The following is a 21,454-nucleotide window of genomic DNA, read 5'->3' on the forward strand; positions in this document are numbered from 1 at the left end:
TGCGGTTTATCAGACACAGTTCGGGATACTGAGACAACGCTTTCGCGAGCAGGCTCGCTCCCACAGGGAATGATCTCCCTGGCCTGTACGAATCCGATAAGAAGAGGCAAACCCATGTCCGACATCCTCTGGCAACCCGACACCCAGCGTATCGCCGGTTCGCGTATGGATGCCTTCCGGCGCGATATCAATCAGCGGAATTCGCTCGAGCTCGACGGCTACCCTGCCCTGCACCAATGGAGCATCGATCAGCGCCCGGCGTTCTGGCAGGCGATCGTCGATTTCTTCGACATCCGCTTCCACACTCAGCCCGACGCCGTCTTGCGTGAAGGTGCAGAAATGCCCAGCGCCGAGTGGTTCCCCGGCGCGACCCTGAACTTCGCTGAACACCTGTTGCGCCGCCGCGACGATGCCGTGGCCGTGATCGCAGTTGCAGAGAATGGTCAGCGCGAACAACTGACCTGGGCCGAGCTGGCCGAACAGGTCGCCGGGTTTCAGGCGAGCCTGCGCGCGGCGGGCGTTGGCCGGGGTGATCGCGTGGCGGCGTGCATGCCCAACACCTGGCAAACCCTGGTGGCGATGCTGGCCACTACCAGCCTCGGCGCGATCTGGTCCTGCTCGTCGCCCGACTTCGGCACACACGGCGTGATCGATCGCTTTGGCCAGATCGAACCGAAAGTGCTGCTCACCTGTGCCGGCTATCAATATGCTGGAAAAACTTTGGATCAAACCGCCAAGCTCAACGAAATCCTGACACAGCTGCCGTCGCTGCAGCAGTTGATCATCGTCCCGTACGCCCGTCCGCAAGCGCGCATCGAGGATTACCAAACCCACGCTGATGTCTGCTTCTGGGAAGACTTCTATCAACCCGGCGGTGAACCGGATTTCACCCCGGTGCCGTTCAATCATCCGCTCTACGTGCTGTACTCCAGCGGCACCACTGGCGTGCCGAAATGCATCGTCCACAGCACCGGCGGCGTGCTGCTGCAACACGTCAAAGAGCACGGCCTGCACTGCGATCTCAGTCCCGGTGACCGTTTGTTCTACTACACGACCTGCGGCTGGATGATGTGGAACTGGCTGGTCTCGGCACTCGCAGTGGGCAGCGCCGTGGTGCTCTACGACGGCTCGCCGTTCCACCCGAATCACCAGCGCCTGCTCGACCTGATCGACGATGAACGCATCAGCGTGTTTGGCACCAGTCCGAAATTCCTCGCGACGCTGGAAAGCAGCGGCGCCAGGCCACGGGAAAGCCATGATTTGAGCAGTTTGAAAACCCTGCTGTGCACAGGCTCGGCTTTGTCACCGCAAAGCTACGATTTCGTTTATCGCGACTTCAAAACCGAGGTGTGTCTGGCCTCGATGTCCGGTGGCACCGACATCGTTTCGTGCTTCGTCAATGGCAATCCGCTGTCAGCGGTACGTCGCGGAGAAATCATGGGCAAGAGCCTGGGCATGGCCGTCGAGGTGTGGAACGACGCTGGCCAGCCGGTGATCGGTGAGAAAGGTGAACTGGTCTGCACGCGGCACTTCCCGGCGATGCCGATCGGCTTGTGGAATGACCCCGACGGCTCAAAACTCCGCCAGTCCTATTTCAGCCTGTTCCCCGGCGTCTGGGCACAGGGTGATTACGCCGAGCAAATGCGCGATGGAGCGATGATGATCCATGGCCGCTCGGATGCGGTGTTGAATCCGGGCGGCGTGCGCATCGGCACGGCGGAGATTTATCGGCAGGTCGAGAAAATCAGTGAAGTGCTGGACTGCGTCGCCATCGGTCAGCAATGGCAGGAGGATGTGCGCGTCGTGTTGTTCGTGCGTTTGCGCGACGGCGTCGAGCTGGATGAAGGGCTTGAACAGCGAATCCGCGAAGTGATCCGCGCCAATACCACACCCAGGCATGTTCCCGCACGCATCGTCGCAGTAACCGATATACCGCGCACCATCAGCGGCAAAATCGTAGAGCTGGCGGTGCGCGATGTCGTGCATGGGAGGCCAGTGAAAAATACCGATGCACTGGCCAATCCCGAAGCGCTGGAGCAGTTTCGGGATCGGCGCGAACTGGCCATGACCGAAGTTATTCAACACTGAATTTCGTCTGGCGCAGCCTCAATTCAGCTGTATTACAACTTCACCGGTGAGGGGCTGATCTCCACTGGCTTCGATCGCTGCGCGCATGATGCTGAGATTCAGCGAAAACAACGCTTCGTTTGTTTTCAACAAACTGAGCAAGGCAATAACGAGCATCAGCGAGTCTGCATTGAGGAGCGCTTGAGCACTTTCGTGAAAACTGCCAGTGATAGGCTCAGATCGGGGCAAGCGTCCCTTTGCCAAGTTTAGTAAAGGCGCCACATCCAAACCGACCTTACCATCTCGGGTCGCCCCCTCGGCAGTGATCAGACTGGTCTTGGCGGGGTTGACCCGAATCATTTCGTGGATGAGGTCATCAGCGATTTCGCCGTAACCTGTCAGGCTGAATCGCTGGTTGAAGTTACGTGTATTGACCGTCATGTACTGAACACGCTTTTTATCTGTAGCTCCTGCGCTCTTCCATTTACTGTAATCGAATGGATTTACCTCAATGACGCCATCATCTAGTTTCAGGCTATCCAACAGGAAATTACTGGCGGACGTTCCGCCGAAATCCAGCCTGATGGCGCTTAGCAGATTGGACAATTCGTCACGCGCCGCCGCGGTACTGCCAAAAAACAATCCAATCGCGGGGTCGGTTTTGAAATTCAGCGCCGGCGAGCCCAGCATTTCAATTGCGCTGTCTATTTTGAAACGGGCCAGTGGCAGACTGCGCTCGAGAATGTGAGCTGTAAAAACACCCGGAACCGGTTTCTGCAGTAATGGCAGACTAAACTTCTCTTGCAGGTCGAAATTGACGAGTCGTTTTCCCCACGGCTTACCTAGCCGATTGGCCGCGTACCACTCACTGCTTTTCTTGATGGCACAGACATTGAAAGAAGACGCGGTGCTTCCAAGCGGGCGCCACCTCCCGAAACCAACATCGGTAGCATTCGCCAGCTTGTGAAATTCCCGCGCCGTACCGGTCAGTCTGCTCATCTGGACAACGGCAGATTCCACGACTTTTGCGCCCGACGCGCCCAAATGCATGACGCTTTTGAAAAATGCTTTTGACGCTTGGTATCCAGCAGTTGGCAATCCATCAATCGGATTGAAAGTCGAGACTGTCAGAGAAATGCCAAACCTGACGAGGCTGCCGATTTTTGCCGTTAACGAAACTGTTTTGGCTGCGATATGCAGAATTTTAGCCGGGGCACCCAGTACAGTGAAGAAAATACCGATAGCATCCATCGTGCACGCGTAAATTCCGTCAACCACCTGATTTCTATTTCCGGAAGCCAAGTCTTCGATACATTTCTTGAACGGGACACACAGGTCAATGATATACGTCAGCACCTCGTTATAAGTGTTCTCCGCACGCTCTTTATCAGTGTATTCGGTGAAGACTTCCCTGAAATCCTGGAGGCTGCCCAAAGGTCTGTTCTTCACAACAAATTGGGCAATATTTTCGATATGCTCATTTACGAAAAACTGATAATGATTACGAACGACCCGCGACGCAGAAGTCGGAGCCATAACAGTGCCAAGTTTCTCTATAACCATAATCCCAGAGGCATTCGGCGACGGCTTTTTTCCGACAATGTAGCTATCGAAATCAGTTGGAACGTTATGCGTGGGGGGCAAAGGGAAAAATGCATCATTGGGCTTCCCTGTATATTCAACCCTTCCAGGCATGTTCATTTTTTGGGTATAAATAATCAATTTGCCTAGCTCATCGTTTCTTCTGCACTCCCCCAGCAAGGTAAACATTTCATAGCATAAAGTCTGATTATTCCCGAAGGAAGCTATCATAATTACGCCGAACCGCCCCACCGCCTGGTCTTTCTTCAGCTGAACTTCGATATTTTTGGGTGGCTGATTACCCGCGCCGACCAAGTTATAGTTAGCCGATGATGGATAGTAAACCTCTGCAACCGAAGGACGTACAGTAAAAAACGTGATCTCGCTTGAGGCAAAGACATCTCGATCGGCTCGAGGCATTCCTGCTATCGCCAGCTTTAAGTTTGAAGCCATCGCCTTATGAATATTGCAGTGATAGCTAACGAGCTCAGCTTCGAATGCTGGTTTGATGGCAGGCAAGGCCGAAAGCTGCGGATACTTATCGAAAATGCCGGGCTCTTTATTCCAATCCCATGTTCCGGACGCCAGCAACCCTTCGATATGAAGATCAAGCATCGACACTCTCATTGCAGAATAAGTCTCAGGACGCAAAAGAGGTTGTTCAATAACATCAAAATCAGCAACCGCCTGCTTCAATGCAGTCATCGCCAGTCGTTTCCGATTGGGCGGAGCCGCCCCAAATGCCTTGATTCCCAAAACAATATCATCCACGTGCGTTTTATACGCATTCAAAGCGTCTTGAGCTGCTGTAAGAGCAGACGTGTTCAGCTGCTCATGAGTGATGACTTCATTCACCAATGCCCAGTCAATGATAGGGTCTATCGCAGTTATACCTTGCAGCTCCCCCAGTACCGGGCTGACCGTTTCCATGCTTGCAAACTTCATGACTTGTTCATATGTCATGAAGCGAGAGACGCCTCGACAATTGATCTCGATAAAGCTCACCGCCTGGCAAAACGTCACCCAGCCGATCGAGCCAGCGTAAAGCTCTTGGGGCAGATTTTTAACCAAGAGACAAGGCGCTACATGAGCCAGGAGCAGGTGAGAAGCGAGAGGAATAATCGAGTGCGAATGGCCCTTTGCTACAAGGTAAGCCTCAAAATTTTCACGTATGGCATATAACGGCCTATCAGCCATGGTGCTCGAATCGTATATATCAAAGGTTCCGATGCAGTTGCGCTTGCCAGTAACGCCTATGGATGAATCCAACTGCAAAATTATTGCGGTGAGCAATACCTGAGCTAGATCGTCACTACTGATTTCCTCGGAATCCTTCGCCCCCCACCAGTCCAGTGCAATGACGTATTCCTTGGCAATTTTCTGCGACGCTGGATGACGAACCAGCATTGCAACGACCTCGTTAGCGCTGTCCCAATTAACGGTAGTAACGTTATACGGTCTGACGCTTCTGAAGATTGTGTTAAGTAGATTCTCATTCGCAGGGAAAAGTTTACTCGTCACTGCGCGAATCTCTGCACACTGCTGTGGTGTCAAGGTGATCGACGTATCATTTAGCCCAGTTATCTGCCCCCAGTAATTACCAAAATCATCTCCTTCAGGCCACTTCCACTCCAAAAAGCCAATCAAGCTTTCTAGTTTTTCTCTGTCATCCGGCACGTTGAACCCGTGAAAACGCAACCACTGCGACAACAGCACTGCGTTATCAAGGTGAACGAATCCACCAAGACCTGCTGCAATAGCAACTAACTTCTCGAACTTCTCATTCGCGCCGGGATTACTCTTGACGTTATCCGATACATCCATCCACCCTTCATGAGTAACGTATATGTGAATTTCACCCGAAGACGTAACTCTACTGTAGGTGCCGGAACCGAGTAAGCTCATCAGATCCTGAAGCATCTCGCTGGCCGGTTTCTGTAAACGTCCAAAAGAGGATTCAGGCGAGAGCCAGATGATCTTTTGGTCATCGTTTGAAATATCCCGTGCAACGTCTTCCGGAGCTTCGACAAGAAATCTTTTCAACTGGCCTAGAAGTGCCATTCGCTCTAATTCATCTGCGGCAGAACAACGCACATTATCGGCAGCGCTCAATTTGGAAAGAGCACCTGCACCACATCGATTTTTCATTTTATTGACCTGTTTATTTACATGGACTTGCTATCGAGATCGCAAATCTAATAAAAACAGGCGAAACCACAACTAACCGAGTATTAGTCTAGATTTCAAACATCTATCACCTGACCGCTCAGCCGCCTACAGACACGACAACTTACTCCACCAACCCCCAATCCCCTGTCGATGCTTTTTCGTTGATTGGAGAATCAAGTTTAAGCTTGATGCCTAACCGTAAGTTGTTTGTCGAATCCGCGTTTTTCAAAGCTTCTTCTACTGTAATAACACGCGCAAGGACTAACTGTAACAGTGCAGCATCGAATGTCTGCATGCCTGAGTCTTCGGATTTCTCCATGATACTTTTCAACTCAGCCAACTCATTGCGACGGAGCGCATCAGCGACAGTCGGCGTACCTAATAACACTTCCACGGCCGCCCTGCGCTGGCCGTCGACAGTGCGTACCAAGCGCTGCGAGATAAAGGCTTTCAGGTTGTTGCCCAATGTCTGCAACAGCTGCTCGCGCTTCTCCTCGGGAAACATATTGATGATGCGATCCAGCGCCTGATTGGCGTTGGTCGCATGTAATGTCGACAACACCAGATGCCCTGTATCGGCAAACGAGAGCGCGTGCTCCATGGTTTCGCGGTCACGGATCTCACCAATCAGGACGACGTCCGGTGCCTGGCGTAAAGTGTTCTTCAGCGCGGCATGAAAGCTGCGCGTATCGACGCCAACCTCACGCTGATTGATGATCGAGCGCTTGTGCCGATGGATATATTCGATCGGGTCTTCGATGGTAACAATGTGTCCGGCACTGTGGCGGTTGCGATGATCGATCAGCGCCGCCAGGGAGGTCGACTTGCCCGAACTGGTAGCGCCGACAAAAAGAATCAGGCCACGTTTGAGCATCACCGTTTCCAGCAACACCGGCGGCAGTTTCAAGTCTTCGAACCGCGGGATGTCGAGCTTGACGTTGCGGATAACGATCGAAACGTCGTTGCGCTGCTTGAAAATGTTCACCCGGAACCGGCCGACGCCCGTTCGGGAGATTGCCAGGTTCATTTCCAGATCCCGGTCGAACTCCCGGCGCTGCTCGGCGTCCATCAGGGAGGTGGCGATGGCCGCGGTTTCGCCAGGTTTGAATGGCTGATCGCTGAGCGCCGTCAGCACACCATCAATGCGAGCGCTCGGTGGTGCGCCGGTGGAAAGGAAGAGATCCGAACCGTTTTTTTGCGACAATGTTGACAACAGTGCATCGATTTCCATGGCTGAAAGCACCCGCGAAGCATTGAATGAGCAGATTTGGCCTACGCTTGGCGCGGCTCCTGCAACAATGATAGACCCCGTCTCACCGAACCACGCTCAGGATTGAAACATGAATGCTGTACCCACCACCGATGACGCCCAGGCCCTGATCGCCCGCACCGACTGGAGCCGCAGTCCGCTGGGCGCCGCCGGCACCTGGCCGCAGAGCCTGCGCACAGCGGTGGACATCGTGATTCATTCGCCGATGCCGATGCTGCTGTTGTGGGGGCCGCAACTCACGCAGATCTACAACAATGGCTTTGCCCTGCTCGCCGGCAGCAAGCATCCCGAAGCCTTCGGCCAGCCAACGCATGAGATCTGGCCGGAAGTACGGGATTTTGCCGAGCCGATTTACCAGGCGGTGCTGCAAGGTCAGGTGCGCAGCTTCAGCGAGCAACGTTTCAGCGTGCAGCGGGACGGCAAAAAAACCGATTTCTGGCTGGATCTGACCTACAGTCCGATTCGCGATGAAACCGCACAGGTCGCCGGCATTCTGATCACTGCCATTGAGACCAACGAACGCCGCCGTATTGCCCTGGAATTGCAGCGCCGTTCCGAGGAAAGCCTCAAGGCTCAGCGCCAGTCCGAAGAGCGTCTGCAACTGGCCCTCGCCGCCGCCGACGCGGTCGGTACGTGGGACTGGGACATTGGCGAAGACCGATTCATTGCCGATGCGCATTTTGCCGAACTGCATGGCGTTGATCCGAGCAAGGCCGGGCAATTGCCGATCAGCGAATATATGCACGGGGTGCACCCCGAAGACCGCGCAATGGTTGCGCGCGGCATCAAGCACTGCATCACCCACGGCACCGAGTACGCTGAGGAATATCGCTTGTTGCAGGCCGATGGCACGCTGCGCTGGGTGTTCGCGCGGGGGCGTTGCTATAAGGATCATCATGGTCGGCCGATGCGCTTTCTCGGCGCGGCGCTGGACCTGACCGAACGCAAACACACCGAACAAGCGCTGCGTCAGAGCCAGACCGAATTGCAGTTGATCATCAACGCCATGCCGATCCTGATCAGCTATGTCGACGCCGAAGAACGTTTTCGCTTGAACAACGCAGCGTATCTCGACTGGTACGGCCTCACACCGCAAGAGTTGTACGGGCGCAAGATTCGCGAAGTCATCGGCGAAGAGGCGTATTTCCTGCGTGCACCGTACATCGCCGAAGCGCTGGCCGGGCGCGCCTGTTCCTTCAGTTTCTACACACCGCACCGCGATGGCAGCATCCGTCATGCCCTTATGAATTATCTGCCGCGACATGGTGCGGACGGTGCAGTGAACGGCTTCTACATCTTTGTCATCGACGAGACCGAGCGCAAGAAAACCGAAGAAGCCCTGCGTAATCTCAACGAGACCCTCGAAGAGCGGGTCAGCGCGCGCACCGAGCAACTGGCTCAGGCCAACGAGCGTTTGCAGAACGAGATGTTCGAACGCGAGCGCGCCGAAGATGCCTTGCGCCACGCGCAGAAGATGGAAGCCGTCGGCCAGCTCACGGGTGGCATCGCCCACGACTTCAACAACATGCTCACCGGCATTATCGGCAGTCTGGACTTGATGCAGCGCTACATCGCCAATGGTCGTGCCGACGAGATCGGCCGTTTTACCGAAGCGGCCGTGTCATCGGCCAATCGCGCGGCGGCGCTCACGCATCGCTTGCTGGCGTTCTCGCGGCGCCAGTCGCTGGACCGCAAGCAACTGAACGTCAATGAGCTGGTGCACTCGCTGGAAGATCTGATCCGCCGCACCAAAGGCGATCCGATCGACCTGCAACTGCGCCTGCCCGAAGACGTTTGGCCGGTGAGCACCGACGTCAGCCAGCTGGAAAATGCCTTGCTCAATCTGGTGATCAACGCCCGCGACGCGATGCCCGAAGGCGGCACGTTGCTGATCCAGACTGCCAACGTCTACCTCGACAGCAGCGACATCACCATTCTCGAACCGGTCAAGGCCGGGGAATATGTGATGCTCGCGGTCAGCGATAACGGCACCGGCATGACTCCGTCAATTCGCTCCAAAGCGTTCGATCCGTTCTTCACCACCAAGCCGATCGGCCAGGGCACCGGGCTCGGGCTGTCGATGATCTACGGTTTCGCCCAGCAATCCGGTGGTCACGTCAGCCTCGACAGCGTGCCGGGGCAAGGTACTTGCGTGCGCCTGTACTTGCCGCGCTTGCTTGAGCCGACGCCGGAAACCTCATCTGTGAAGAAAGCCGAACCGATTGCTGCTTCATCTTCTGGCGAAACCGCAATCGTGGTCGAGGATGACGCGGCGGTGCGCATGCTGGTGCTCGATCTGCTGAGGGAGCTGGGCTATAAAACCTTCGAAGCGGCAAACGCCAAAATCGCCCTGCCCTTGTTCGAGTCCGCGCAACGTGTCGATCTGCTGGTCACCGATGTCGGGCTGCCCGGCATGAACGGTCGCCAGTTGGCGGAAATTGCGCGCCAGCATCGTCCCGGCCTTAAAGTGCTGTTCATGACCGGTTACGCGCAGATTGCTGCCGAGCGCCAGGGCTTTCTTGAAGAGGGCATGGACATGGTCGCCAAGCCTTTTGTCCTGGAAGTGTTGGCGAGCAAGATTCGCAAGTTGAGCAACCCGACCCCGTGACTTGAGGCATAATCGCGCGCCCCGCTGTCACCCCGTTATCAGGTATTGCACGATGAAAGCCCAAGCCCGCCACATTCTGGTGAAAACCGCCGAAGAGGCCGAACAACTCAAACAGCGCATCGCCAAGGGCGAAGCATTCGATGTGCTGGCGAAGAAGTTTTCCACCTGCCCGTCCGGCAAACGCGGCGGTGATCTGGGCGAAGTACGTCCAGGACAGATGGTCGGCGCGATTGATGCGGTGATTTTCAAGAAACCACTGCGCACCGTGCATGGACCGATCAAAAGCAAGTTTGGTTATCACCTGGTGCAGGTGTTTTATCGGGATTGATCGGCTGGCTGTCGAGCTTCTTCGCGAGCAGGCTCGCTCCCACATTTCGACCGGATTTTCATTGTGGGAGCGAGCCTGCTCGCGAACCGATTGCGCAGCAAGCGGCCATTCTCTGACTACCTGGGGATCAGCGCTCCTGGCACCTGTATCACCTGACTGGCCAATTCATGTCCCGCTTGGGCCGCCTCTGCCGGGCTGCCGCCGAGCAAGCGCCGGGCCAGATATGCCGCACTGAACGAATCCCCCGCCGCCGTGGTGTCGACAACCTTGTCGACCTTTTGCGCCGGCACCTCAAACGTCTCCCCCTGACAACGAATCAGGCACGCCTCCGCGCCACGCTTGAGCACCACTTCTGGCGTGCCAATCTGCGCATACGTCGCAAACACCTCAGCGCAATCGGCAAACCCGAACAACGCCTGTTCGTCATCCACGGTGAGCAACGCCAGATCGACATAGGGCAAGACGCTGCGATATGCCGCGCGGGCCTCTTCCACAGAAGCCCACAAGCGTGGGCGGTAGTTATTGTCAAACACGATGCGCGCATCGCGCTGCCGGGCTTCGCTCAACGTCTTGATCAGGCGGGCACGGCCTTGCATGCCAAGTACGGCGAGGGTGATTCCGCTGAAATACAGCACGTCGTAGTCCGGCAAGGCCGCGAGAATCGGCTCGGCCGCAGGAGTGGTAAAGCAATCGCGCACCGCCGCTTCATTGCGCCAGTACAGGAAACGCCGCTCGCCGTTGGCGTCGGTCTGTATGCAATACAAACCGGGAAGCCGACCAGGCAAGCGCTGCACCAGATCGAGGCCGATGCCTTCGCTGCGCCAGATCTGGCACATTGCATCACTGAAACTGTCATCGCCCAGCGCGGTAACGTAATCGACTTGCGCCTTGTCGCCCAGGGCGCGGGACAGGTACACGGCCGTATTGAGGGTATCGCCACCGAAGCTTTGCTGCAGACTGCCGTCGGCACGTTGTTGCAGTTCGATCATGCATTCGCCGATCAGGGCGATGCGCGGGGTGTTGCGGAGGATTTTCATCGGGTGGGATCTCGGGTGGTTCAGTGGTGGCTAAGCGGGCGTCTTCGCGAGCAGGCTCGCTCCCACATTCAAATGCGTCCTCTGTGGGAGCGAGCCTGCTCGCGAAATAGCCGCCGCAACGCAATCTCAAGCCTTAGAAACAAGTCGCCATGGTCTCGATGACCGCCAACTGCTCATCCACCAGCAACCCAACACGCCATTTGTCAAACGTCAGGCACGGATGCGAAGTACCAAAGGAAATGATGTCGCCGACCCGCAGTTCTACACCCGGCGCCACGGTCATGAACGCATGCTGATCCATCACCGCCGTGACCTTGCACGCACCGATATCATCACCTGTCGCCGGCACCACACCGGCCTTGTAGCGCAACAACGGCACCGGCAAACCGGCGTCGAATGCGACGTCGCGCTTGCCCAAGGCGATCACCGCGAAACCCGGTTCCGGCAGCGACTGAACATGAGCCCAGACTTCCAGCGCCGGGCGCAGGCCTTCGTGCAGATCGCTGCGACGGTCGAGCACGCAGCACTGCGCCTCTTTGTAGATACCATGGTCGTGGGCCACGTAACTGCCCGGGCGCAACACACTGAGGAAGCGGCCAGCGGCGTTCTGGGTTTCGAAGGATTCGGCGATCAGGTCATACCAGGCTGAACCCGATGCGGTGATGATCGGTTTGGCAATGGCGAAAGCGCCGCTGTCCTGCAGCTGCACCGCCAGGCGTACCAGCGACGCGGCGAACTGGCGAATGCCACTGACCGCATGATCGCCATGAATCACGCCTTCGTAACCTTCAATGCCGGTCAGTGCCAGCGCCGGTTGCGCATCGATGGCCTTGGCCAGCTCGATGACTTCCTGCTCGCTGCGGCACCCGCAGCGCCCGCCGACCACGCCATATTCGATCATCACGTTGAGCTTGACCCCACGGGAAGCGAAGTAAGCCCCGAGGTCGGCGACGTTGTCCGGGTGATCGACCATGCAATAGAAATCGAACGTCGGATCGGCAAGCAGATCGGCAATCAACGCCATGTTAGGCGTGCCGACCAGTTGATTGGCCATCAGCACCCGGCGCACGCCGTGGGCATAAGCGGCGCGGGTCTGGGTGGCGCTGGCGAGGGTGATGCCCCAGGCGCCGGCGTCGAGCTGACGCTTGAACAGTGCCGGAGTCATGCTGGTTTTGCCGTGGGGCGCGAGTTCGGCGCCGCTGTCGCTGACAAATTTCTGCATCCAGCGAATGTTGTGCTCGAGCGCCTCGCGGTGCAGCACCAGCGCCGGCAGGCTGACATCGCGGGTCAGTTGCGCGCCGAGGGTGGCGTCGCCTTTTTCTACGGCAGAGTTGATGGCAGTGGTCATGGTCCAGTCCTCACAGTCGCGGCCGCAGGCAGCCGCGGTTATTCGTTGATCCGCCGGGCGAGGCTGTTGGCGCTCTCGATCAGCACCCGGCGATAGTCGTTGTAATTGTTTTTCGCATCGGCCCGTGGGGCGACGATGCACAACGTGCAAATGGCCACGCCTTGCGGGTCTTTCACCGGCGCGGCGAAGCAATGGGTGAACGTGTCGGCGACGCTGTCGAAGGAGAAGAAGCCATCGATACCGGCCTGACGAATCTCCGCCAGAAAGCGTTCCAGCGGCAGGCGTTCGCCGTCGGGCAGGATGTAGTCGTCCTCGTCGATCAGGTCGATGATCTGCTGATCGCTCAAGTGCGCGAGCAGCAAGCGCCCGGAGGCGGTCCACGGGATCGGCGCGTTTTCGCCGATATCCGATGAGATGCGGAAATGCCGCTCGCCCTCCTTCATCAACGCCACCGTGTATTTGCGCCCGTTGAGCAGGCACATCTGCGCAGTTTCGCGGGTCTGGCTGACGATCTCCTGCAAGGCGTGATCGGCCTCGCGGCTGAGGTCGAAATGGCGCAGATGCGCTTGGCCGAGGAAGTACAACTGGCGGCCGAGATAGACGTGGCCGTCCTTGCCCACCGGTTCCAGAATCCGCCGCTCCAGCAAGGATGCGACCAGCTCGTAGACCGTGGATTTCGGGCCGCCGATGCCGTTGGCGATGTCATTGGGGCGCAGGGGCTGGCCGATTTCCTTGAGAAAATCGAGGATATCGAACGCCCGGTCCAGACCACGTGCCCGGCGCTTGATGGTGTCTTCGGTCATGTCAGTGGTTTCCATTCAAAGTCGCCGGGAGTTTACCGAGAGTCCAGTGTCGCCTGTTACATCGCTTTCGCGAGCAGGCTCGCTCCCACAGGAAAACGCATTCCAAATGTGGGAGCGAGCCTGCTCGCGAAGAGGGCTGCACTTGTTTCAGGCCTTCTTCTTGTAGGCAATGCAGTCGATCTCAACCTTGCAATCAACCATCATGCTCGCCTGCACACAGGCCCGCGCCGGGGCGTGTTCGGGTTTGAAATACTCGGCGAAGACCTTGTTGAAACTGCTGAAATCCCGTGGATCGTCCAGCCAGACGCCAGCGCGGACCACGTCCTCGAGGCCATAGCCAGCCTCTTCGAGAATGGCGATCAGGTTCTTCATGGTCTGGTGGGTCTGTTCGACGATGCCGCCGACGATGATCTCGCCATCCACCGCCGGTACCTGGCCGGACACATGCAGCCAACCATCCGCTTCAACAGCGCGGGCGAATGGACGAGGCTGGCCGCCGGCGGCGGTGCTGCCGGTGCCGTAACGCGTAATGCTCATGGGTGTTTCTCCTGATTGCAAAAGTGCAGATTCAAAACCGCGTGCTTTTGAGAAATTCCGCCAGACGCGGCGATTGCGGGCGTTCGAACAGTTCCTTGGGAGGCCCCTGCTCTTCGATTCGCCCTTGATTCATGAAAACGATCTTGTCCGAGACCTCGAAAGCGAAACGCATTTCGTGGGTCACCAGCAACATGGTCATGCCGTCCTCGGCCAGCCCCTTGATCACGTTGAGCACCTCGCCAACCAGTTCTGGGTCGAGGGCCGAGGTGACTTCGTCAAAGAGCATCAGGCTCGGGTTCATCGCAATCGCCCGGGCAATCGCTACGCGCTGTTGCTGACCGCCGGACAACTGACCGGGAAAGTGATTGCGCCGCTCCAGCAGGCCGACACGCTCCAACCATTTTTCGGCAAGCACCACGGCTTCGTCCTTGTGCATCTTCTTCACCTTGAGCAGGCCCAAGGTGACGTTCTGCAACGCGGTCAGGTGCGGGAAGAGGTTGAATTGCTGGAAGGCCATGCCGGTCATCGCACGATGACGGGCAATGACCTTTTCCGCATGGCGAACGCGTTTGCCGTTGACCTCGTCATAGCCGATGGATTCGCCGTCGAGCAGAATCTGCCCGCCCTGAAACTCTTCAAGCATGTTCACGCAACGCAGCAGCGTGGTCTTGCCCGAGCCACTGGAGCCGATCAGCGTAACGACGTTGCCACGCTGCATGCTCAGGTCGACACCCTTGAGCACTTCCACCGCGCCGTACTGTTTGTGCAGACCGCGAATATCCAGCAGCGCCTGATTCTGTGAAGCAACTTGAGTTTGAGTCATGGCAGGGCCACCCGCTTTTCAATGTGCCGGCCGAGTAATTCGATGCCGTAGTTGATGACGAAGAACAGAAAACCGGCGAACAGGTAGAACTCCAGGGTCATGAAGTTCCGGGCGATGATCTGTTGCGTGCTGAGCAGCAATTCGGCGACGCCGATCACCGAGAGCAAGGTCGAAGCCTTGACGATTTCGGTGGACGAGTTGACCCAGGTCGGCAAAATCTGCCGCAGCGCCTGAGGCAACAGTACATAGCCGAGGGATTGGTAGAACGTCAGGCCGATGGCTTTCCCCGCCTCCATCTGCCCGCGCGGCAAGGCTTGCAGCGCGCCACGAACGATTTCGGCAACGTGCGAGCCGCAGAACAGCGTCAGGCCCAAGGCTCCGGCCTGAAACGCGCTGATCTGCCAACCGAGCGCCGGCGCCATATAAAAGCAGGCCAGCACCAGCACAAACACTGGCGTGCCGCGAATCAGATCGACGTAAAGCCGAAACGGCGCGCGCATCCAGAATCTGCCGTAAGTCAGGACCAGGCCGGCAACCACGCCGAGCATGGTGCCCAACACAATGGCCAGCGCCGAGACCTGCACACTGGTCAGAAAGCCCTGCCACAACGGCTCGCGGGCGAGCCACAATTCATGCAACCAACTGGGGGATTGGTACATCGCAGCCTCCTATCGGCGGATCGCCAGACGCTGCTCGAGGTAACGCAGCAGCATGGCAATGAGGTAACAGGCCGCGACATACAACGCCGTGGTCACCAGCCAGGTTTCGATCACCCGGTAGCTCTCGACGTTGATCTTGCGCGCGTAATAGGTCAGCTCCGGCACCGCAATCGCAGCCGCCAGCGAGGTGTCCTTGAACAGCGAAATGAAGTTGTTCGACAGCGCCGGCAGCACATTGCGCAGCATCACCGGCACGGTGACGTAAGCCTTGACCTGCCATTCACCGAGACCGATTGCCAGCCCGGCTTCGCGCTGGCCTTTGGGAATGCTCAACAAGCCGCCACGGAAGACTTCGGTCAGGTACGCGCCGGCATACAGCGACAGCGTGATGATGAACGAAGGAATCTTGTCCAGACGAATGCCAAGGCTGGGCAGTGCGAAGTAGATCAATAGAATCAACACCAGGATTGGCGTGTTGCGCACTACCGTGACGTACACCGAGGCCAGCACCCGCAAGGCGCGATGTTTGGAGAGCAAGGCAAACGCCATCAGCAGGCCGATCACGCAGCCGATGGCGATCGACACCAGCGCCAGCTGCAAGCCCAGCCCGAGCCCTGCCAGCAAGGTGTCGAAATCGCGCCACACGGCGGCAAAGTTCAACTGATAATTCATGGTCAGCAGTACCTTGAGCGGGGCGACTGAAATCGCCCCACTCTCACGGGATCATTTGAATTCGACTGGAAAACCGATCGCGGGCGACGGCAGATCGACACCGAACCATTGCTTGAAGGAGGCGGCGTAGGTCGGGAACTCAACCCCGGTCATGGCCTCATGCAGCGCGGTGTTTACGAAGTTCAGCCAGTCCTGATCGCCACGTTTGACTGCGCAAGCGTAAGTCTGCGGGCTCCAGGCATAGCTTGGGCTGCGGTAGCGGCCCGGGTTCTGCACCATCAGGTATTTGACCGACGACTGATCGGTTGCGGCGGCATCGGCACGGCCAGAGTTCACTGCCTGATACATCAGGTCGACGCTGTCGTACTGATCGACCTTGGCCTTGGGCAATGCCTGATGCACCAACTCTTCGGCGTAGACGTTTTGCAGCACCGCAACGGTAACGTCATCGCCCGCCGCCTGCAGGTCTTCGATTTCCTTGTACTTGCTGTTATTCGGCAACAGCAGGCCGACGCCTTCGCGGTAGTACGGCAGAGTGAATGCCACTTGCTGGGCGCGGCTCGCGGTGACGGTGATGAACTGGCAGCTCATGTCGACCTTGTCGGTCAGCAGATTGGGGATCCGCGCATCGGACGACTGCACCACGAACTCGACTTTACTCGGGTCGTTGAACAGTCCCTTGGTCACCATCCTGGCGATGTCGATATCGAAACCCTGCAACTTGCCGTCCGCGCCCTGAAAGTGCCACGGCGCGTTGGTGCTGCCGGTGCCCACGATCAACTTGCCACGGGCGAGAACACTGTCGAGCTTGCTGTCGGCCGCCTGGGCCAGACCCATAACCGAGGAAGAAGCCGCAAGGACAAAAACACACGCTTTGAACAACGAAGGATGGCGACGCATGGCAAGCACTCCACAATTGTGTTTATTCCGCTATACCGGAACACGGTTTGTTACTACGGAATAGACAGCAGAAAGTGTGCCACAGGAATCTCCCGAAATCTGTAAGTGCGTTGAACGCTTTTGGAATCAACAAGATATGTTTCGTGGACCAAAGGGTTTGGCCCGACCAGGAGCGAAGGAAACACCTGACAAAGCCAGGAAAGGGGTAATGCGTTCCCAACTTGGGTCAGATCGCGCCATTGTGGTGCGAATCAGGGTGACAGTTGAGCAAAACCCGGTATCAGCGCTTTAGCGCCTGCCTGTAGACATCACCACCCTGCCGTTTCGCGACGGCTATCACCGTGACGACAGCACTTCTCGTGGTTACGCAGTCCACCTGTAATTTCTGACAGTAGACCCCGACATGCCTACTCCTTTAACGTCAAGCAACCTATCCGCTCGTTGAAAAGGACCCTTCGATGAACGTCACCAACACAACTTCCGCGCTGGCCCCGGTTTACCGCAAAGTCCTGAAAACCTGGCGTCCGGTCATTCTTTATTTCGCCAATGAACATTGCCCCGCCTGCGAATGGTCCGGGCCGATCTTTCGGCAGATTGCCGAGCCTTACCGACTGCGCGCCGCCATCTATATGCTCAACACCAGCCAATCGCCCAAGCACCCGAATGTCACGGGCACGCCAACCGTGCTGTTCTATAAAAACGGCAGGCTGCTGAAAAAGCTCAAAGGTATCGGCACTGAAGAAACCCTCGCACGGGATTTCGCCGTGCACATCGGCAAGACCAAAGCCCCCTTTGCCGCGCGTAAACGGAAGCATGATCTGCCTTGGCTGCGTCAGACACTTCGTACTTTGCGTACCGTCCCACATGGGCGCCTACGGAGGATGTACTGAACGAGCCTCCTCAGAGGTATGGAGTGCCTGCCAAATTGCCTTCGCGAGCAGGCTAGCTGCCACATTGAACCGCATTGCAATGTGGCAGCGAGCCCGCTCGCAAAAAAGGCCGGCACAGCTTTTAGAAAACGCAAGTATTACGCGGCAGCGCGCTCCAGCAACACCCGCGTCACCCTCCGCTCTTCCACCGCTTTGACAGTCAATTGCCAGCCCTCGTATTCCAGTTGATCGCCGGTCATCGGCAAGCGATCCAGCAGACTCATCACCAACCCGGCCATCGTCTGATAATCCTCGGTCGGCTCGGCATCGAAGCCGGTACGCTGGCGAACGCGAGCCAAGGGCAGCGCGCCGCTGACCAGAAACCCGCCGCGCTCTTCGACCACGTCCGGGCCTTCGATTTCGCTGGCATCGGGTAGTTCGCCAGCGATCGATTCGAGGATGTCGGTCATGGTCAATACGCCGACGAAATCGCCAAACTCGTTGACCACGAAAGCGATGTGGGTCGAGGCCGCGCGCATCTGCTCCAGGGCATTGAGGATGGAATAACTGTCGAGCAGATTGATCGTCTTGCGCGCCAGATGCTCAAGGTTCGGCTCGTTGCCGGTCAGATACTCCTTGAGCAATTCCTTCTTGTGTACGAAGCCGAGCGGCTCGTCCACCGCGCCATCGCGAATCAACGGCAAGCGCGAGTAGGACGAATGCATCAAATTCGTGCGAATGGTTTCGGCGTCATCCGCAAGATCAATCAGGTCAACGTCGGCGCGCACCGTCATCAGGTTGCGAATCGGCCGCTCCGCCAATTGCAGCACGCCGCTGATCATCACCCGCTCACGACGGTCGAACAGCTCGGCCACCGGCGCTTCACCGTTGTCCAGCAAGTCGGAGATTTCCTCGCCAACCTCCTCCGCCGCCAGCTTGCGCCCGCCGAGCAGACGCATCACCGCATGGGCCGTGCGCTCACGCATTGGCCGCACGCCCTGCATCGAACGTTTGCGCCGCGCCCGGGCGATCTGATTGAACACCTCAATCAGGATCGAGAAACCGATGGCCGCGTACAGGTAACCTTTCGGGATATGGAAGCCCAGACCTTCGGCGGTCAGGGCAAAACCGATCATCATCAGGAAGCCCAGGCACAGCATGATCACGGTCGGGTGCGCGTTGACAAAGCGGGTCAGCGGCTTGCTGGCGACGATCATCAGGCCGATGGAAATGATCACGGCGATCATCATCACCGCCAGTTCATCGACCATGCCCACGGCGGTAATCACCGCGTCGAGCGAGAACACGGCGTCGAGCACCACGATCTGCGCCACGATCGGCCAGAACAGCGCGTAGGTCGTGTTGGCCGAGCGCTCGCCGACATGGCCTTCGAGGCGTTCATGCAACTCCATCGTCGCCTTGAACAACAGGAACACGCCACCGAACAGCATGATCAGGTCGCGGCCGGAGAAGCTCTTGTCGAACACCTCGAACAACGGTTGCGTGAGCGTAACCAGCCAGGAAATGCTCGCCAACAGGCCCAGGCGCATGATCAACGCCAGCGACAAGCCGATGATCCGCGCACGATCACGCTGATGCGGCGGCAGTTTGTCGGCAAGAATTGCGATGAACACCAGGTTGTCGATACCCAGCACCAGTTCCAGCACGATCAGAGTCAACAGGCCTAACCAGGCCGTGGGATCCGCTAACCATTCCATAAAACGTCTCGATCTCTCTTCAGTGAATTCAGGCGGCCGGACACGGCGAAGTGCAACGCGAAGGCTCAAGGGCCGCGTTATCAACCATAGTCGGGAGTCGGAAGACGGGATGCTGCGAATGGATCAAGACCGCGCGAAGGCGTGCTGGAGAGTGCTGACTGGGAGGCTCCGAGAGGGTGTTCATGTAGATCCTGAATGAAAAATGGCCTTCGAGCGTACAGCGTCGACCGACCTGCTCCACAGCGGTAAATCATTTCAAAATCTGTATGAATGACCTTGATCGGAGACTTTCAGCGTTGCCGAAAAAGCCTTCGCGAGCAGGCTCGCTCCCACAGGGTGCGAGCGGTGCGGCGGATTTCAGCGTAGACCCAGCTCATCGATATGCTGATACTGCGCTTGCAGCGCGGTCGCCAGATCCTTCGCCCGGCCCAGTCGAATCGGCCCGCGTTCGATGTCGATCAGCAATCCCGGGCACGCCAGCACCGGCAACCCCGACAGCTCTTTCAAGCGACCATCGGTCACGATCAGGCAGCGTTGCTGTTCGGCGGGAAAGCGCTTGCGTCTAACCGTCAGCCATTGCTGCGCCTGCTCCAGCGCCGCGAGCAACGGCGTGCCGCCACCAGCGCCCAGACCGTCAAGCCAGGTGCTCAGGCCGCTTGAGGCCTTCAAGCCTTGCACCTGCCATTTCGGCGCAGAACCACTGGCGGTCAGCAACGCCAGCCGCGCCCGCTGGCGGTAAGCATCGTCGAACAACTGCGCGAGCAGGCCCTTGGCATCGCTCAAGGCCTGATGGCGACGGGTCGAAGCCGACGCGTCGACGATCACCAGCCAGATTTCATGGGGTGAGCGGGTGCGCTGTTGAAACAGCAAATCGGCGCGTCGCTGAGGGCGGCCGTTGAGCAGCGTGCCCGGCCAGTTCACCGAACCGCTGCTGGCGCTCTGGCGTTGGCCCTGACGACCATTATCGAGTTGTCCGGCACGGGGTCTGGCATTCGCCCCCGCGTCGGATCGGGGGCGAATGCCTAGGGCTTTTTTGCCAGTGGCGGCCAGCTCGGAACTTCGCGGCGGGCACCGGTGGCTTGCGCCGTTGCCGGCATCTCGCCCCACTGGCCCTGGCCTTCGCCGGATTTGCTGTCTGTGCCTGACGGAGATTGCGCTTGTGATTGGGCGCTGGATGAAGGTTGTTCGCGACGGCGATGGCGCAGGGAAAATTCGGCCACCGCGTCGATGTCCTCTTCAGCAATCGCATCCGCCCCACGCCACGCGGCATGGGCGCGGGCCGCGCGCAACCAGACCAGATCGGCGCGCAAGCCATCGACGCCAGCAGCGAAACAGCGCTCGGTAATCAACGCCAATGCCGCGTCATCCAGTGGAATGGCTGCCAGGCGCTCGCGGGCGCTTTCACAGCGCGAACGCAGGATGTGTTGCTCGCTCGCCCACTGCGCGCAGAACCCTTGTGGATCGCTGTCGAAATCCAGCCGCCGGCGAATGATCTGTCCACGTTCGGCGGGCGCGGTGTGGCCGCTGAGGGCAACGTTCAAGCCGAAGCGGTCAAGCAGTTGTGGCCGCAGTTCGCCCTCTTCCGGGTTCATGGTGCCGATCAGGACGAATTTCGCCGAATGCCGATGGGAAATGCCGTCACGCTCGATCAGGTTGGTACCGCTGGCGGCGACATCGAGCAGCAGGTCGACCAGATGATCGGGCAGCAGATTGACTTCATCGACGTACAGCACGCCACCGTCAGCCTTGGCCAGGACACCGGGCGAAAACTGCGCGCGACCGTCGCTCAGGGCAGCGTCGAGATCGAGGGTGCCGACCAGGCGCTCTTCCGTGGCGCCCAGCGGCAAGGTGACGAACTGGCCGCTGGCGAGCAGATCCGCCAGGCCCCTCGCCAGCGTCGACTTGGCCATGCCGCGCGGGCCTTCGATGAGTACGCCGCCGATTTTCGGGTCGATGGCGGTCAGGCACAGGGCGAGCTTCAAGTCATCGGCGCCGACCACGGCGGAGAGCGGGAAATGCGGGGTGTCGGTCATGGGTTTCTCTTTCGTGGTCGTGGATGGTCGTG

17 protein-coding genes are annotated in these 21,454 nt (G+C 58.1%); 4 read left to right on the forward strand and 13 right to left on the reverse strand.

What is annotated here, in order from left to right:
* Window positions 1-114: 114 nt before the first annotated feature.
* Complete coding sequence (locus AB4N48_RS11895) at window positions 115-2,088, forward strand: acetoacetate--CoA ligase (protein WP_460095490.1); 1,974 nt, start codon at window positions 115-117, stop codon at window positions 2,086-2,088.
* Window positions 2,089-2,106: 18 nt separating this feature from the next.
* Here the strand turns inward: AB4N48_RS11895 and AB4N48_RS11900 are convergent, their stop codons facing one another.
* The gene (locus tag AB4N48_RS11900; RefSeq protein WP_460095491.1) at window positions 2,107-5,796 is read right to left on the reverse strand and encodes a hypothetical protein; all 3,690 of its coding nucleotides are present in this window, start codon (window positions 5,794-5,796) and stop codon (window positions 2,107-2,109) included.
* A 142-nt stretch (window positions 5,797-5,938) separates the two neighbouring features.
* Complete coding sequence (locus AB4N48_RS11905) at window positions 5,939-7,048, reverse strand: PilT/PilU family type 4a pilus ATPase (protein ID WP_095179759.1); 1,110 nt, start codon at window positions 7,046-7,048, stop codon at window positions 5,939-5,941.
* A 109-nt stretch (window positions 7,049-7,157) separates the two neighbouring features.
* Between AB4N48_RS11905 and AB4N48_RS11910 the strand changes: the two genes are divergently transcribed.
* Window positions 7,158-9,695, forward strand: a complete 2,538-nt coding sequence (locus AB4N48_RS11910; protein ID WP_150635518.1) for a PAS domain-containing hybrid sensor histidine kinase/response regulator — start codon at window positions 7,158-7,160, stop codon at window positions 9,693-9,695.
* Between the two features lie 52 nt (window positions 9,696-9,747).
* Window positions 9,748-10,023 carry a peptidylprolyl isomerase gene (locus AB4N48_RS11915; RefSeq protein WP_007912322.1) on the forward strand — a complete coding sequence of 92 codons (276 nt, stop codon included), beginning with the start codon at window positions 9,748-9,750 and terminating at the stop codon, window positions 10,021-10,023.
* A 116-nt stretch (window positions 10,024-10,139) separates the two neighbouring features.
* Here AB4N48_RS11915 and kdgK read toward each other — a convergent pair whose 3' ends face one another.
* The 8 genes from kdgK to AB4N48_RS11955 form a co-directional block, all read right to left on the reverse strand.
* Window positions 10,140-11,060, reverse strand: a complete 921-nt coding sequence (kdgK, locus tag AB4N48_RS11920; RefSeq protein ID WP_315435849.1) for a 2-dehydro-3-deoxygluconokinase — start codon at window positions 11,058-11,060, stop codon at window positions 10,140-10,142.
* 133 nt (window positions 11,061-11,193) lie between these two features.
* The gene (locus AB4N48_RS11925; protein ID WP_095179754.1) at window positions 11,194-12,408 is read right to left on the reverse strand and encodes an amino acid deaminase; all 1,215 of its coding nucleotides are present in this window, start codon (window positions 12,406-12,408) and stop codon (window positions 11,194-11,196) included.
* A 38-nt stretch (window positions 12,409-12,446) separates the two neighbouring features.
* Entirely contained in the window at window positions 12,447-13,211 is a 765-nt protein-coding gene (locus tag AB4N48_RS11930; RefSeq protein ID WP_041478714.1) for an IclR family transcriptional regulator, read from the reverse strand.
* Between the two features lie 147 nt (window positions 13,212-13,358).
* Complete coding sequence (locus tag AB4N48_RS11935; protein ID WP_016774497.1) at window positions 13,359-13,748, reverse strand: RidA family protein; 390 nt, start codon at window positions 13,746-13,748, stop codon at window positions 13,359-13,361.
* Window positions 13,749-13,779: 31 nt separating this feature from the next.
* Complete coding sequence (locus AB4N48_RS11940; protein WP_095179750.1) at window positions 13,780-14,571, reverse strand: amino acid ABC transporter ATP-binding protein; 792 nt, start codon at window positions 14,569-14,571, stop codon at window positions 13,780-13,782.
* The gene (locus tag AB4N48_RS11945) at window positions 14,568-15,230 is read right to left on the reverse strand and encodes an amino acid ABC transporter permease (RefSeq protein ID WP_041478712.1); all 663 of its coding nucleotides are present in this window, start codon (window positions 15,228-15,230) and stop codon (window positions 14,568-14,570) included. The genes AB4N48_RS11940 and AB4N48_RS11945 overlap by 4 nt, the downstream gene beginning before the upstream one ends.
* A gap of 9 nt (window positions 15,231-15,239) precedes the next feature.
* Entirely contained in the window at window positions 15,240-15,902 is a 663-nt protein-coding gene (locus tag AB4N48_RS11950) for an amino acid ABC transporter permease (protein ID WP_024012746.1), read from the reverse strand.
* Between the two features lie 51 nt (window positions 15,903-15,953).
* Window positions 15,954-16,802, reverse strand: a complete 849-nt coding sequence (locus tag AB4N48_RS11955) for a transporter substrate-binding domain-containing protein (protein WP_460095492.1) — start codon at window positions 16,800-16,802, stop codon at window positions 15,954-15,956.
* Window positions 16,803-17,260: 458 nt separating this feature from the next.
* Between AB4N48_RS11955 and AB4N48_RS11960 the strand changes: the two genes are divergently transcribed.
* Entirely contained in the window at window positions 17,261-17,692 is a 432-nt protein-coding gene (locus AB4N48_RS11960; protein ID WP_406228970.1) for a thioredoxin family protein, read from the forward strand.
* 137 nt (window positions 17,693-17,829) lie between these two features.
* On the opposite strand, the gene AB4N48_RS11965 is transcribed toward AB4N48_RS11960, so the two are convergent.
* From AB4N48_RS11965 to AB4N48_RS11975, 3 genes are all read right to left on the reverse strand, one after another.
* Entirely contained in the window at window positions 17,830-19,389 is a 1,560-nt protein-coding gene (locus AB4N48_RS11965; RefSeq protein ID WP_252869348.1) for a TerC family protein, read from the reverse strand.
* 357 nt (window positions 19,390-19,746) lie between these two features.
* Complete coding sequence (locus AB4N48_RS11970) at window positions 19,747-20,439, reverse strand: vWA domain-containing protein (RefSeq protein ID WP_460143641.1); 693 nt, start codon at window positions 20,437-20,439, stop codon at window positions 19,747-19,749.
* Window positions 20,412-21,422: an ATP-binding protein gene (locus AB4N48_RS11975; protein ID WP_095179744.1), complete on the reverse strand. Its 1,011-nt coding sequence runs from the start codon at window positions 21,420-21,422 to the stop codon at window positions 20,412-20,414. The genes AB4N48_RS11970 and AB4N48_RS11975 overlap by 28 nt, the downstream gene beginning before the upstream one ends.
* Between the last annotated feature and the right edge of the window lie 32 nt (window positions 21,423-21,454).

The organism is Pseudomonas sp. S2_C11 (genome assembly GCF_054668395.1).

Coding starts and splice junctions, on each gene's coding strand:
- AB4N48_RS11895 (WP_460095490.1), top strand. CDS start 115: ATGTCCGACATCCTCTGGCAACCCGACACCCAGCGTATCGCCGGTTCG.
- AB4N48_RS11900 (WP_460095491.1), bottom strand. CDS start 5,796: ATGAAAAATCGATGTGGTGCAGGTGCTCTTTCCAAATTGAGCGCTGCC.
- AB4N48_RS11905 (WP_095179759.1), bottom strand. CDS start 7,048: ATGGAAATCGATGCACTGTTGTCAACATTGTCGCAAAAAAACGGTTCG.
- AB4N48_RS11910 (WP_150635518.1), top strand. CDS start 7,158: ATGAATGCTGTACCCACCACCGATGACGCCCAGGCCCTGATCGCCCGC.
- AB4N48_RS11915 (WP_007912322.1), top strand. CDS start 9,748: ATGAAAGCCCAAGCCCGCCACATTCTGGTGAAAACCGCCGAAGAGGCC.
- kdgK (WP_315435849.1), bottom strand. CDS start 11,060: ATGAAAATCCTCCGCAACACCCCGCGCATCGCCCTGATCGGCGAATGC.
- AB4N48_RS11925 (WP_095179754.1), bottom strand. CDS start 12,408: ATGACCACTGCCATCAACTCTGCCGTAGAAAAAGGCGACGCCACCCTC.
- AB4N48_RS11930 (WP_041478714.1), bottom strand. CDS start 13,211: ATGACCGAAGACACCATCAAGCGCCGGGCACGTGGTCTGGACCGGGCG.
- AB4N48_RS11935 (WP_016774497.1), bottom strand. CDS start 13,748: ATGAGCATTACGCGTTACGGCACCGGCAGCACCGCCGCCGGCGGCCAG.
- AB4N48_RS11940 (WP_095179750.1), bottom strand. CDS start 14,571: ATGACTCAAACTCAAGTTGCTTCACAGAATCAGGCGCTGCTGGATATT.
- AB4N48_RS11945 (WP_041478712.1), bottom strand. CDS start 15,230: ATGTACCAATCCCCCAGTTGGTTGCATGAATTGTGGCTCGCCCGCGAG.
- AB4N48_RS11950 (WP_024012746.1), bottom strand. CDS start 15,902: ATGAATTATCAGTTGAACTTTGCCGCCGTGTGGCGCGATTTCGACACC.
- AB4N48_RS11955 (WP_460095492.1), bottom strand. CDS start 16,802: ATGCGTCGCCATCCTTCGTTGTTCAAAGCGTGTGTTTTTGTCCTTGCG.
- AB4N48_RS11960 (WP_406228970.1), top strand. CDS start 17,261: ATGAACGTCACCAACACAACTTCCGCGCTGGCCCCGGTTTACCGCAAA.
- AB4N48_RS11965 (WP_252869348.1), bottom strand. CDS start 19,389: ATGGAATGGTTAGCGGATCCCACGGCCTGGTTAGGCCTGTTGACTCTG.
- AB4N48_RS11975 (WP_095179744.1), bottom strand. CDS start 21,422: ATGACCGACACCCCGCATTTCCCGCTCTCCGCCGTGGTCGGCGCCGAT.